Origin of the sequence: Aquimarina celericrescens (assembly GCF_042682765.1) — a bacterium.
GTDB lineage: Bacteria > Bacteroidota > Bacteroidia > Flavobacteriales > Flavobacteriaceae > Aquimarina > Aquimarina celericrescens.
Map to the genome: position 1 here is coordinate 846,827 of NZ_JBHUHY010000002.1, position 14,296 is coordinate 861,122.

The 14,296-nt window shown below is 34.3% G+C and carries 12 protein-coding genes; 9 read left to right on the forward strand and 3 right to left on the reverse strand.

Annotated features, from left to right (window positions below):
- Position 1: 1 nt before the first annotated feature.
- Positions 2–1,132, reverse strand: coding sequence for a vWA domain-containing protein (locus ACFSJT_RS03620; protein ID WP_378318835.1), 1,131 nt, complete (start codon positions 1,130–1,132; stop codon positions 2–4).
- Between the two features lie 225 nt (positions 1,133–1,357).
- On the opposite strand from ACFSJT_RS03620, the gene ACFSJT_RS03625 reads away from it, so the two are divergent.
- From ACFSJT_RS03625 to ACFSJT_RS03635, 3 genes are all read left to right on the forward strand, one after another.
- On the forward strand, positions 1,358–2,827 hold the full coding sequence (locus ACFSJT_RS03625; protein WP_378318836.1) for a M28 family peptidase: 1,470 nt from the start codon (positions 1,358–1,360) through the stop codon (positions 2,825–2,827).
- 4 nt (positions 2,828–2,831) lie between these two features.
- Positions 2,832–3,980 carry a serine hydrolase gene (locus ACFSJT_RS03630; RefSeq protein ID WP_378318837.1) on the forward strand — a complete coding sequence of 383 codons (1,149 nt, stop codon included), beginning with the start codon at positions 2,832–2,834 and terminating at the stop codon, positions 3,978–3,980.
- A 265-nt stretch (positions 3,981–4,245) separates the two neighbouring features.
- Positions 4,246–4,605, forward strand: coding sequence for a hypothetical protein (locus tag ACFSJT_RS03635; RefSeq protein ID WP_378318838.1), 360 nt, complete (start codon positions 4,246–4,248; stop codon positions 4,603–4,605).
- A gap of 106 nt (positions 4,606–4,711) precedes the next feature.
- Here the strand turns inward: ACFSJT_RS03635 and ACFSJT_RS03640 are convergent, their stop codons facing one another.
- On the reverse strand, positions 4,712–4,846 hold the full coding sequence (locus ACFSJT_RS03640; RefSeq protein WP_378318839.1) for a hypothetical protein: 135 nt from the start codon (positions 4,844–4,846) through the stop codon (positions 4,712–4,714).
- A gap of 112 nt (positions 4,847–4,958) precedes the next feature.
- On the opposite strand from ACFSJT_RS03640, the gene ACFSJT_RS03645 reads away from it, so the two are divergent.
- The 6 genes from ACFSJT_RS03645 to ACFSJT_RS03670 all read left to right on the forward strand — a co-directional run bounded on the left by ACFSJT_RS03645 (position 4,959) and on the right by ACFSJT_RS03670 (position 13,865).
- Positions 4,959–5,732: an MBL fold metallo-hydrolase gene (locus ACFSJT_RS03645; protein ID WP_378318840.1), complete on the forward strand. Its 774-nt coding sequence runs from the start codon at positions 4,959–4,961 to the stop codon at positions 5,730–5,732.
- Positions 5,733–5,754: 22 nt separating this feature from the next.
- The gene (locus tag ACFSJT_RS03650) at positions 5,755–8,979 is read left to right on the forward strand and encodes a WD40/YVTN/BNR-like repeat-containing protein (protein ID WP_378318841.1); all 3,225 of its coding nucleotides are present in this window, start codon (positions 5,755–5,757) and stop codon (positions 8,977–8,979) included.
- A gap of 19 nt (positions 8,980–8,998) precedes the next feature.
- Entirely contained in the window at positions 8,999–10,945 is a 1,947-nt protein-coding gene (locus ACFSJT_RS03655; RefSeq protein WP_378318842.1) for a S9 family peptidase, read from the forward strand.
- 203 nt (positions 10,946–11,148) lie between these two features.
- A complete protein-coding gene (locus ACFSJT_RS03660) occupies positions 11,149–11,721 on the forward strand; it encodes a cysteine hydrolase family protein (RefSeq protein WP_378318843.1) in 573 nt (190 codons plus the stop codon).
- A 103-nt stretch (positions 11,722–11,824) separates the two neighbouring features.
- Positions 11,825–13,039 (forward strand): bifunctional alpha/beta hydrolase/OsmC family protein, encoded by a 1,215-nt coding sequence (locus ACFSJT_RS03665; RefSeq protein WP_378318844.1) that lies wholly within the window; start codon positions 11,825–11,827, stop codon positions 13,037–13,039.
- Between the two features lie 100 nt (positions 13,040–13,139).
- Complete coding sequence (locus tag ACFSJT_RS03670; RefSeq protein ID WP_378318845.1) at positions 13,140–13,865, forward strand: SDR family oxidoreductase; 726 nt, start codon at positions 13,140–13,142, stop codon at positions 13,863–13,865.
- Between the two features lie 167 nt (positions 13,866–14,032).
- Here the strand turns inward: ACFSJT_RS03670 and ACFSJT_RS03675 are convergent, their stop codons facing one another.
- Positions 14,033–14,287, reverse strand: coding sequence for a hypothetical protein (locus ACFSJT_RS03675; RefSeq protein WP_378318846.1), 255 nt, complete (start codon positions 14,285–14,287; stop codon positions 14,033–14,035).
- Positions 14,288–14,296: the final 9 nt, after the last annotated feature.

The window sequence follows — 14,296 nt, forward strand, 5'->3', positions numbered from 1 at the left end:
GTTATCCTTTGATTCTTTTTTTTCTGTTGGTTTCGTAATCCTCAAAAATCATCTCTCCTAATCCTTTAAGCCCGGTATAAAATGCTTTGCCTTGATTTGCATAAGTAAACTCACGAACAAACTGCATCAAATAGGGGTCTTGCGCAATCATAAATGTGGTAATAGGTATATGTAATTTTCTGGCTTGTTGTGCCATCATATAACACTTATTCACAATGTGCCTATCAAGTCCATTGCTGTTCTTATAATATTGTCCATCAGGCATTCTAAGGCAACTAGGCTTACCATCGGTAATCATAAAAATTTGCTTATTAGTATTACGCTTTCTTCGCAACATATCCATTCCTAATTGCAAACCAGCAACGGTATTGGTATGATAAGGACCAACTTGCAGATATGGTAAATCTTTTATGGCAATTGGCCATGCATCATTCCCGAATACTAAAATATCAAGTGTATCCTTTGGATATCTTGTTGTAATAAGTTCAGCCAGCGCCATTGCTACTTTTTTGGCTGGGGTAATACGATCTTCTCCATACAAGATCATGCTATGACTAATATCGATCATTAAAACAGTACTCATCTGAGCTTTGTATTGAGTTTCTTCAACAATCAGATCGTCTTCGGTCAGGTTAAGATCTCCAATACCATGATTAATCTGTGCATTTTTTAGGCTCTCGGTAATTGAAATACGTTCTAAAGAATCTCCATATTGATAATTTCTAAATTCTCCCGCGTGTTCATCACCTCTACCTACATAATTTGTTCGATGATTTCCGGCTCTGCTACGCTTTAATTTACCAAAAATTTGATCTAAAGCTCTTTTACGTATAGCTTGTTCTGTTTTGGCAGTGATAGACATTCCTCCTTTTCCATTAGGTTTGAGCTCTTCTCGAATGTACCCTTTCTTTTTAAGATCTTCGACAAAATCATCCAAGGTATAGTTGTCGTCGGTTAATTGATATTCTTTATCAAGTTCTTTCATCCAGTCCAGGGCTTCATCTAAATCCCCAGAAGTATGAGTAATGATTTCCTGAAAAATATCAAAAAGCCTTTCGAACGGAGATTGTTCTTTTGCAACAAAAGGTTTGAAAGCAAAGCCTTTTTTGAAAATTTTCTTTTTCTTTTTCATTAGATAAAGTTAGCACATTTTATAAAAGATAGGAACCTAAACAAGAGTTAAGAAACAACAATTAACATTTGTTTTACAGAATTTTAGGTCAAAAAAAGTGCGCTCTGCATTTCAAACACAAAATTATCTACAATTCTTATCTTTGAAAAGAATCTAAATTGGTACTTTGTTTTCTGTTATTTTGAAAAACTTATAGCATATCCACATCTTAACTTATATCATATTATGAAAAAACTACTATTACTCTCGCTGTTTTTTGTTTTCATTTCTTCTATTCATGCGCAAAATGATATTGAAAAAGTCATGTCTACTGTTTCAAAAAGCGAAATAGAAGGTCATATTTATTTTTTAGCCTCTGATGAGTTAAAAGGTAGGCAGACTGGCACATCAGAAAACAAAATTGCCGCACAATACTTAGCGAATATGTTAAGAAGTTATGGTGTAAAACCAATCCCAGAAACTAAAAGCTATCTGCAGCCCGTGACTTTAAAAAGCATTTCTGGCGCTACAAAGACAGTGTTTAAGCTGGATTCTATAAAACTTGAACAGATTTTTACTATCAATAGTGATAATGTTAACTATAACGGAAATGCAGTATTTCTAAATTATGGCCTTGAAGAAGATTATAACAACGTAGACGTAAAAGGAAAATTTGTAATATGTATTGTTGGATCTAGCAAAAATAAAGAATTAAGACAGGCTTTTTCATTAACTGAAGAAAAAAAAGAATTTGCCAAAAAAAATGGTGCCCTGGGCGTTATAGAGATGTGTAATCTTGATCATAAAACCGCAATGCAAATGGAACACTATTTTAATGGAACCAAAATGAGCGTTGCAAACAAAGAACAGGATACAAGTGATTTTACTTACTTATGGATTAATGACACTAACGAGAGTGTTAGTAAATCATTTATAGAGAAAAAAGAAGCTAAAATAGAAATTATAGTTGAAGGAATTGAAAACAGCACCATAAACTCACAAAATGTGGTTGGTATTGTAGAAGGTTCAGATCCTGAACTAAAAAATGAATATATTATTTATTCTGCCCACTATGATCATGTTGGTATTGGTAAAGCTATAGAAAATGATTCCATTTATAATGGAGCAAGAGACAATGCAGTAGGAACCGTAACAGTACTTTCGGCGGCAAAAAATATTGCCCGGTATCCAACTAAAAGATCTGCACTTTTTATTCTTTTCACCGGAGAAGAGAAAGGACTTTTAGGAAGCAAATGGTATGTAGAAAATCCTGTAATTCCATTAAAAAACATGGTTTATTGTTTTAATAGCGATAATGGTGGATATAATGACACTTCCAAAGCTACGATCATAGGTTTAGGTAGGACTACAGCCAAAAAGGATATTACGGATGCTACTACTCAATTTGGACTCGAAGCAATAGACGACCCAGCTCCAGAACAAGGTTTATTTGATAGATCAGATAACGTGAATTTTGCAGCAAAAGGAATCCCCGCTCCAACTTTTAGTATGGGATTCACCGCTTTTGACGAAGAAATAACAAAATATTATCATCAAGTTACAGACAATCCAGACTCTGTAGATTATGATTATTTGTACAAGTTTTTCCAGTCTTATGTACTGGCCTGCAGAAATATTGCCAACAATCCTAACACTCCTTTCTGGATAGAAGGTGATAAGTATTATGAAGCGGGAAAGAGGTTATATCAAAAATAGACACATGCAAATAAAAACTTTCCTCGTAACCCTACTAGTGCTGGCTATTATCTCTTGTTCAAAACAAAATCCATTAGAAATTGCCCTTGATTCTGATTCAGATAGTATCAACAAAGTAATGCAAAATTATAATGATTATGAGGTTCAAATCATATACACGCAGATTAATCGAAGTAAAAATGGTGAGATCAGTTTCGAGGATTTTGAATTTAATGTAAACGACAGCACCTATTTCTATCCTGCTAGTTCAGTAAAATTTCCTGTAGCTTTAATGGCTTTGGAAAAAATGAAAAGATTACAAGAAAAAGGAATTAACATTAATAGAAAAACAATTTTTAAAACACAAAATGATACGCTGTATACTTCTATTGAAGAAGCGATTACTCAAATTTTTGCTGTAAGCGATAATCAAGCATATAATCGTTTATTCGAGTTTCTTGGTCAAGATTACATCAATCAAAACTTACAATCCAAAAATATAAAAGGACGGATTTTTCATCGGTTGTCTGCTTTTCATTCTCAAAATTTGAAAACCCAATCTATTCTTTTCAAGGAAAACATCCAAGATAGTATTCCCATATATGTACAGGCGAGTATAGAAAACTCTTTCCAACCCAAATTAGAATTGAAAAAAATTGTAAAGGGTAAAGGTTATATTTATAACGATACATTGCTTCTACATCCCAAAGACTTTTCTAAAAAAAACTATCTCCCGATTAGATCTTTGCATAGTATGATGAAACGCGTTCACTTCCCTGAGTCATTTACAGAATCTGACCGTTTCGATATTAATGATGATGATCGAAGTTTTGTAATAGAAACCATGGGTACGTTACCTGGTGAAGCTGGGTATGACAAAAAAACATATTATGATTCTTATGGAAAGTTTTTCATTTTTGGTGATAATAAAAATGATATCCCCAAACATTTGAAGATATATAACAAGGTTGGTTATGCATACGGATACCTTACCGATTGCGCCTACATAAGGGATATTAAAAATGATATAGAATTTATACTCTCGGCCACTATTCATGTGAATAAAAACGGTATTTTCAATGATGATCATTATGAATACCATGAGATCGGCATTCCTTTTCTAGCAGAATTAGGTAGAAAAATCTATACTATAGAAAAAGAACAGCAAAACTAATTCTCTCTATATCTTTTTAATATTTAATCGGTAAAAGACCAAATATTTACGTGAATATCCCAATTTTTAAGAAAAGTTAAGGCTTTTTTAACAAAACCATATCATAAAACAGTTTAATAATTGGTAAATTTAGCATTACCCCTATTTTAAGATAATTGTTAAAAGCAATAGTACTAATACAATATGATTACGAACAAAAACTCAGAGTAATTACATAGTATCTGGATAGTATAGTATGTAGTTCTAATTTTAAAACCCCAAGATTATGAAAAATTACATACTCCCGTTATTGGTATTTTCTTCCTTTTTATTATACCCAAATTTGAATAAACAAGATCAATCTTTAGCTACAATTGATCAAGTTCAAAATCAAATTGATCGTAAACTCTCACCAGAAGAAGTTAAACAAAGAGGTATTGACCTTCTAGTGAATCAAATTGTTGAAAAAATAGACGATATTGATATGCGAAATATGGCCAGATCGGCAATCTTTGAGACCACTTATGGGTTTAGATGGAAAATGGTCAATTTACATACCGGTAAAAAAATCATAATCAAAGTAGATAAAGACTTTCGTCTTATTTCTGCAAGAGATGGAAATAATTCTAAAATAATGACACCCTAGATTATTAAGAAAATAATCGTTTTACTGTACCATAATCCTCAAGACATTCCCAATATATAACCCTGTTATGAGCATAACGTACCACTATATGATTTTCGCTCACAAATTAAATCATATTTGTAGCTACCAATTTCTTAGAAGCCTCTGTTACTTCAACTTTTTCTATGATCTCCTGGTTGCGAGTATCAAAATCATAAACAATTGTATCGTTCTTGAAAATAAGTGCTATAAACGTTTTCATAGCTATTATATTTCGAGCATCTAAATTATCTCATTTTACCTTAACACGCCTTTAAGACTTTGGCATTTTCATTTTATTTACTTTAGATACCTTATTGTCAACCCATCAAAAAGTGTTAAAAATACTCTTTCTTCTCACTACTGTTGTTCTAAGTTTTTTTTACAGGGCTCAAGAAAACATTTCTATTACATATACAGGAAATATGGGTGTATATATTTCTGGAAGTCAATTTTCTGTTCTTATAGATGGATTACATACAAAGTATGGAGATGATTATTTGTTTCCAACAGACAGTTTGGTAAATAAAATCACTACTCAGCTAAGGCCTGATGCTATATTATTTACTCATTATCATGGTGACCATTATAATAGCGAATTATCAGAAAAATATCTAAAAACAAATCATAAATCTGTTCTTTTTGGACCTGAACAAGTAACAAAAAGCATTGGTAATCTTAAAAATAATATTTACACTATAGGTACCAAAGACTATATAAAACAAAACTTCAATCTGGGAAATACCCGAATCACCGGTCTAAAAATCGATCATGCAGGAAAAAAACATCTTAGTGTAGAAAATGTTGGATACATACTCAATATAGATAACAAGAAAATTCTCCATGTAGGAGATACCGATTGGCTAGTAGAGTTAAATCTGTTTCCTCAATTAAAACTCTCTGACGAAGCCATAGATATTGCCATTCTACCCTATTGGATGCTTTTACATGATAATGCATCAGTTTTAATACAAAAGTATATTAACCCCGAACACGTAATCGCTACTCATATTTCTCCAAGAATTATAGAACAAGAACTTTTAGATTTGAAGAAAAAGTATCCCAAAATTTACTTTTTAAAGACGCTGGAAAAACAAATACAACTATAATAATTAACTCACACCCAAAAAAATGAAAAAAGTCATATCACTACTGCTATTATTAATTACAGGGACACTTTTCTCGCAGCAACAATTTTCTATGGATCTTATTAAAGATCTTACCCCACGCAATATAGGTCCTGGTGGAATGAGCGGTCGCGTTACTGCAATTGATGTAGTAACTTCTAATCCAAATATTATCTATGCCGGAACAGCATCGGGTGGTTTATGGAAATCAACTTCAGGGGGTATAAAATGGGAACCTATTTTTGATAAAGAAACAACTGCATCTATTGGTGCAGTGGCCATACAACAATCTAATCCCTCTGTGATTTGGGTAGGAACCGGTGAAGGTAATCCAAGAAACAGCCTCAATGGTGGATATGGAATTTATAAATCCTTAGATGGTGGTAAAAGTTGGAAAAACATGGGTTTAGAAAAAACTCGACATATTCATAGGGTCATTGTCGACCCAACCAATCCTAATATTGTATATGTAGCTGCCATAGGTTCTCCATGGGGAGAACATCCAGAAAGAGGAGTATTTAAAACTACAGACGGCGGAAAAACATGGAATAAGATTCTGTTTGCAAACAATAAGACCGGAGCAGCAGATTTAATCATGGACCCCACCAACCCAAATAAATTAATAGCGGCTATGTGGGAACATAAGCGTGATCCCTGGTTCTTTAAATCAGGAGGCGAAGGATCTGGTCTTTATATTAGTCATGATGGAGGTGATTCCTGGGAAAAGCGTACAGACAAGGACGGTTTGCCAAAAGGTGATTTAGGTCGAATCGGTTTGGCAATTGCTGCTAATAAACCAGATATTATTTATGCCTTGGTCGAAGCCAAAAAGAATGCCCTTTACAAATCAACCGATGGAGGTTTTAAGTGGAAAAAAGTTAATGATAAAAATGACATAGGGAATCGTCCTTTTTATTACTCAGATATATTTGTAGATCCTCAAAATGAAAATAGGGTATATTCTGTTTTTACCTACGTAAATGTTTCCCAGGACGGAGGAAAAAACTTTTCACAATTAATGCCCGCTTATGGTGTTGATAATGGTGTACATCCAGATCATCATGCCTGGTGGATTCATCCCAATGATGGTAATTATATGATCGATGGTAATGACGGAGGTTTAAATATAACCCGCGACGGTGGTAAAACCTGGCGATTTATTGGAAACCTTCCAGTAGCACAATTCTATCATATAAATATTGACAATGAGTTCCCATACAATGTATATGGGGGCATGCAGGACAATGGTAGTTGGCGAGGGCCTGCTTACGTTTGGAAGGCTCAGGGAATAAGAAACTCTTATTGGCAAGAAATCTCTTTTGGAGATGGTTTTGATGTCGTTCCCGATAAAGATGATTCTCGATATGGTTGGTCTATGAGTCAACAAGGATTCGTAAGCCGATATGATTGGATGACAGGAAATAATTATACCGTGCGCCCAACACATCCCGATCCAAAAGTAAAACTACGTTTTAACTGGAATGCTGCTATTAATATAGATCCTTTTAATAATAATACTATTTATTTTGGAAGCCAGTTTGTACATAAAAGCACAGATAAAGGACTTACCTGGGAGATTATCTCACCAGATTTAACTACCAATGATCCAGAAAAATTAAAGCAGTCTGAAAGTGGTGGATTAACAATGGATGCAACTGGGGCAGAAAACCACTGTACCGTTCTGGTCTTAGAACCTTCACCTCTGGAACAAAATATGCTTTGGGCCGGTACAGATGATGGTCGAGTACATTTAACGCAAAATGGAGGTGCAAATTGGACAGATGTTTCTAAAAACATAAAAGGATTACCTCAAGGTAGTTGGATTGTACAGATCAAAGCCTCAAATAAGAAAAAAGGTGAAGCGTTACTTGTTGCTAATGACTATAGAAGATTTAACTATACTCCCTATGCCTATAGAACTAGCGATTATGGTAAAACATGGAACCGAATTGTAGACCAAAACGATGTAAAAAGTTATGCACTTTGTATTGTTGAAGATCCTATTGAAAAAAATCTTTTGTTCTTAGGTACCGATGATGGATTATATATTTCTATGAATGCTGGTAACAAGTGGACCAAGTGGACAAAAGGATTCCCTACAGTCCCTGTAAAAGATTTGGTAATTCAACCTAGAGAACATGATTTAGTAATTGGAACATTTGGTAGAGCTGCGTGGGTACTGGATGATATAAGACCTTTAAGGGCTTTAGCAAAAAATAGCGCTATTTTAAATCAGAAATTGAAGCTTTTTACGCCTCCCACTGCTTATCAATCAGCATATCAACAACCCACAGGGAGTCGCTTTGGAGGAGATGCTTTATATAATGGAGAAAACCGTGATTATGGAGCACTCATAACATATTATCTAAAAGTTGAAGAAAAGAAAAAGGAAGATACCGAAAAAGAAACGGATGAAGAAGAAGAAGAAAATGACATTACAGAAGAAGACGAAAAAGATGAAGCAAAGATAAAATGGGATTCTATTTATCTTAAAGTATATGATGGAGATCGATTGATAAGAACTTTAAAACAAAAAATACCTGATTCTACTGGATTTCATAAAACAAAATGGTTTATGGATGAAAAAGGAGCTGATCGTCCTTTACGAAAAATTAAAAAGCAGGATAAAGAGCCAGGTGGAGTAACTGTAAAACCAGGCAAATATAAATTAGTGATGCAATATGGAGATCAAACTTCTGAGACCATGATAGAAGTAAAATCAGATCCAAGATTACAAGTGTCTCAGAAAAGCATAAATGAAGTGTATACTGCTTCAAAAAATCTCGAAAAAATGAGACAAACAGCTGCAGATGCCGTAAAACAACTTGTAGAAAGTAAAGAGATTGCCTCAAAATATCAAAAAGAGCTCAAAGAATTGGATAAAAAGAAATTCAAGGATCAGATTAAGCGCTCTAAAGATATTACCAAAAAAATAGACAGCGTCATTGCCATTTATATTGGAAAAGAAGATAAGCGGCAAGGCATCACACGTAATCCCGAAGTTAACGTTATGCAGCGCATGGGAACTGCCCTTAGGTATGTACAAAGTCGCCAGAATGGATTAACAGCTACAGAAAACACATTGATACAGCAAGCAAAAGAAGCATTACAAGATGCGTTGAATAAAACCAATGAGTTTTTTATCGAGGATTGGAAATCCTATCGAGAAGAAATTGAAAAATTAAAAGCTTCTCCCTTTAAGGAAACAAAAAGCTTTAATTTAGAATAATTAACACACAAATACACTTATGAAACAACTAGTAATATTTAGTTTAAGCATTTTCCTTTTTTACTCTTGTAAACAAGAAAAAAAAGAAGAGACGGCTAAAATTGTAGAGATAGAACAATACTCTATCGAGCAATTTATGGATAATGAAAATGCATTTTCTAATGGTTTTTCTCCTGATAAATCGACTGTATTAATGACTAGCAACAGGTCAGGAATTTATAATATTTATACCACTCCTGTAAAAGGAGGTGAGTTTGCTCCAGTTACAGCTTCAGACAGTTCTTCTGTATTCGGAATATCTTACTTTCCAGAAGATGACAGAATTCTGTTTAGAATGGATGGCAATGGGAATGAAATCTTCAAGATTTTCATGAAAGATAGTTCTGGTATCAAACGCCTTACACCAGAAAAAAAGGTAAGAGCTTTATTTAGAGGATGGGCCAAAGATGGTAAGAGTTTCTTTTATGGTAGTAATGAGCGTGATCCAAAATTTATGGATCATTACGAAATGAATCTTGAAAACTTCAAGTCCAAAATTATATATAAAAATATAGATGGAATGCAGTTTGGCGGAATGTCTGATGACCGAAAATATATTGCGCTTACAAAACCTATTAATACCAATGACAATGACCTTTATTTGTTAAATACAAAAACTAACGAGAAAATAAAAATCAATGAGAATATAAGTGGTAGCTCTCCTGAAGACTTCTCTCCTGACAATAAATTCTTCTACTATACAACCGATGATAATGCAGAGTTCAGTTACTTAATGAAATACAATCTCGAAGATGGCACCAAGGAAAAAGTGCTTGAAAAAGATTGGGACATCACTAATTTCTATTTTACCAGAACAGGAAAATATCAGGTAATGTTTACTAATGAGGATGCAAAAACTGTGATGAGCGTAAAAGAAGTTGCCTCTGGAAATGAAGTTCAATTTCCAGATATAGAAGGGCAGCAGATATTGGGCGCAAGTTTTTCTAGAGATGAGTCTATGGCATTATTAAGAATAGGAGGATCTAACACCCCAACAAATTCTTATGCCTATAATCTGGAAACTAAAGAGTATTATAAATTAACCGACGTCCTAAACGAAGAGATCAACCCTGATCATCTTGTAGCATCAGAGGTAGTGCGATTTAAATCTTTTGATGGATTAGAAGTTCCTGCTATATACTACCAACCAAAACAAGCCTCTTCAGACAATAAGGTTCCGGCTTTGGTATGGGTTCATGGTGGTCCAGGGGGACAATCAAGGCAAGGGTTTAACTCTACCATTCAATATCTGGTTAATCATGGGTATGCAATTCTGGCTGTGAATAATAGAGGTAGTAGCGGCTATGGAAAATCTTTCTATAAAATGGATGATCAAAACCATGGCGATAAAGATCTTAAAGATTGTATTGCAGGAAAAGATTGGTTAGCAAAACAAGAAATTATTGATGCCGATAAAATAGGAATCATAGGAGGTTCTTATGGTGGATATATGACCATGGCTGCGCTTACTTATGCTCCCGAAGAGTTTAAAGTAGGTGTAAACATTTTTGGTGTAACGAATTGGTTAAGAACATTAAAAAGTATTCCGCCATGGTGGGAATCTTTTAAAGAAGCATTATATACAGAAATGGGTGATCCTAATACAGCAGATTCAGTTCGCTTAAGAGAAATCTCGCCCCTTTTCCATACTGAAAAAGTAACAAAACCTTTACTCGTACTTCAGGGTGCGCAAGATCCAAGAGTACTTAAAATCGAATCAGATGAAATCGTTGAAGGAGTCAGAAAAAATGGTGTTCCAGTAGAGTATGTTTTATTCGAGGATGAAGGTCATGGTTTTGTAAAAAAAGAAAATCAAATCGAAGCCTATGGTAAAATACGTCAATTTTTAGACAAATATCTAAAAGACCAAAATGCTGAGGCTATCAATGATGGTAAAACAGAATCCACCAACATTAAAAAAGAATAATTATTGGTTGTTGAATCAGATTGAGTAAACAGCTTTTTTTCCGTTCATCTTTTTAATAACAACTATATATCAGCGCCCAAGAAACCCCAGAGAGTAAATTGGGCGCTTATTTTATGTTATTGGTTTCAAATAAGGTAAGAATTTGAACTAAATTACAATATCAATTTACAATACAAACCTTGCTTCAAAAAAGAAAACAAACAATGACCATTTCAAAAGACAACTACCCTGCCTTACTACTTATTGACATTCAAAAAGGGTTTGAAGATCTTCAATACTGGGGAGGAGAACGTAATAATACTGATGCAGAAAAGAATATAGAAAGGCTTCTTAAATTCTGGAGAAAGAATAACCTTCCTGTGTTTCATATCAAACACTGTTCTTCTAACCCAGCTTCACCATTAGCAAAAGGAAATCCAGGTAACGATTTTATGGATTTTAATACCCCGCTGGTAGATGAACCGGTCATTGAAAAAGATGTAAACAGTGCCTTTATAGGAACAAATTTGAAACAGCAATTAATAGATCATGAAATCAATACACTAATAATTGTTGGACTTACTACAGATCATTGTGTATCGACCACAACCAGAATGGCAGGCAACTTTGGCTACCAAACTTACTTAGTTGACGATGCCACTGCGACTTTTAATAAAACCGGAGCCAATGGCAATAATTATAGTGCCCAACTCATTCATGATACCGCTATAGCAAGTTTAAAGGATGAATTTGCAACGATTCTAAATACCAGAACTATCATAAAATCTTTAAAGTAATCCTTTTTTAAACATATCGTTATGAATCTTTTGGATATAAAAATTTATCTTTAAAGCAAGTATTTTTATTATATACCGACTCTTTAAAATAAACGATTCAATAATGAGTTTATCCAAAGTTACTTTTACCAATACCGAAGGTCAAACACTATCAGGGCGTTTAGAACTTCCTGCAGATCAGCATCCACATAATTTCGTACTATTTGCACATTGCTTCACCTGTAATAAAAATCTGGGTGCTGTTAGAAATATAAGTAGAGGACTTACCTCTCTGGGTTTTGCAGTATTGCGATTTGATTTTACAGGATTAGGCGAAAGTGAAGGAGATTTTGCAGATACCAATTTCTCTGGTAATGTAGAGGATCTGGTTGCTGCGGCAGAATTTCTAAAAAAGGAATACAAAGCACCCACCCTTTTGGTTGGTCATTCATTAGGTGGTGCAGCAGCTATTTTTGCAGCTCCCCAAATTAATTCAATACAAGCAGTAGCAACAATAGGAGCGCCCTCAAACCCTAAACATGTAAAACATTTATTAAAAAGTGGTATAGAAGAAATTGAAGCCAATGGTAAAGCCATAGTAAATCTTAGCGGACGAGATTTTACCATCAAGAAGCAGTTTTTAGATGATTTGGATAGTAAATCATTACCAGAGGTTGCAAAAAACCTTAACAAAGCGCTTTTGGTCATGCATTCACCACAGGATACCACTGTCGGCATCAAAAATGCTGAAGAGATTTATGTTGCAGCCCGTCATCCCAAGAGCTTTGTGACTTTGGATGGAGCGGATCATCTGCTTATGCAGAAAGGAGACTCTGTATATGCCGGTAAAGTAATTGCAGGTTGGTCTTCGAGATATGTTGAAATTCCCGAAGCTCCTAAAATTAATAGTCAACATCACGTTGTCGCGAGTTTGGGTAATGGAGAAGGATTTACAACGCAGATGAAAGTAGGGAATCACTATATGGTAGCCGATGAACCTGAAAGTGTTGGCGGTCATGATTTTGGACCCTCACCTTATGAGCTTGTATCTGCCGGATTATCAGCTTGTACCGCAATGACGATCAAAATGTACGTTGCCAGAAAGGATTGGGATTTAGATCATGTAGAAGTACATACCAGTTATGGTAAAAACCATGCCGAAGATTGTGAAAACTGTGAAGACCCAAATGCCAAAATAGACACGTTTGAACGAGAAATTAAATTAAAAGGCAATCTGGACGAAAAGCAAATCAAACGAATTCTTGAAATAGCAGATAAATGCCCTGTACATAAAACACTACATAGTGAAACACAAGTAATTACAAAATTGGTTAGGTAAGTGTAAATACTACTTGTTTAAATAATCAACATTTTCCCTACAAGAATACAAATGTTGGTATATATCTAATTATTCAAAGCGTTTTTAATAAAATACTATTATGAATTTAGAAAATAAAAATATACTAATAATCGGAGGAGCGACAGGAATGGGATTTGCTACGGCAGAGCTTGCTGATAAACTCGGTGGTAAAGTATTTATTGCAGGACACAATAATGAAAAGAATAAAATAGCACTATCTAAATTGTCAAATAGTGCTGAAAGTCGATTTGTCAACGTTGTAGATTCTGAATCTATAGATAAACTCTTTAGTTCGTTACAACAAATAGATCATATTTTTGTTACAGCCGCACCTGGCGGAACAGGAGATTTCATCGATGCATCTCTGGAAATAAAAAATACATATATCTATGGTAAATTTTGGAGTTTATTTATGATTACTAAGGCAGCGGTTAAACAGATCTCGTTAAGTGGTTCGATAACATTCATAACTGGAGGGTTTACAGAAAATCCAACAAAAGGAACTGTACTTGTTTCTGCAGCGTTTCATGCGGTCGAGGGATTTGCAAAGGCCATGACTATTGAAATGGCACCAATTCGTTTTAATGTGATTAGACCTGGATTTATTGATAGTGGATTTTGGGACTTTATGAAAAAGAAGGAACGGGAAATATTATTCAAAGAGAACAAAGGAAAAATTGCAGTCAACAGACTTGGAACATCAGAAGATATCGCTAAAATGGCCATATCAATAATGACGAATTCCTTTGTGAATGGGCAAATCATTGAAGTTAACGGTGGAAAACTTCCAGAAAAAACCGTATAGAATATTAATTGTAAAGAAAGTCATAATACACAAGATTGTATTAAATCGGGTCAATTTAATATTAGATGAAAAAACAATAATTTTACATCTTAAAAAAATTCCACTTTTTTTTCAAGAGAGGAATTCTTAGCAGAACCAAATCAAGGGGAGTTTAATTAAACCCTTTATTATTCTGACCAAAATTCCAAATCTATCTGAATAAAACCATCTTCACCCACAAGGCTTTGATTCAAAGTTATTATCTCTGATGAGGCTCCTTTAGAATATCCATCATAAGCCCCTAACTCATAAATACCTTCCGGAATATCGAATATTTTAGTATTGTTTGCATATTGCCCAATACGTTCAGAATAATAAATATCTCCAGTTGCAGTATTAATGGCATAAAACCCCTGGACACCTCCTGGATCGTTACTGGGCACATATATTTC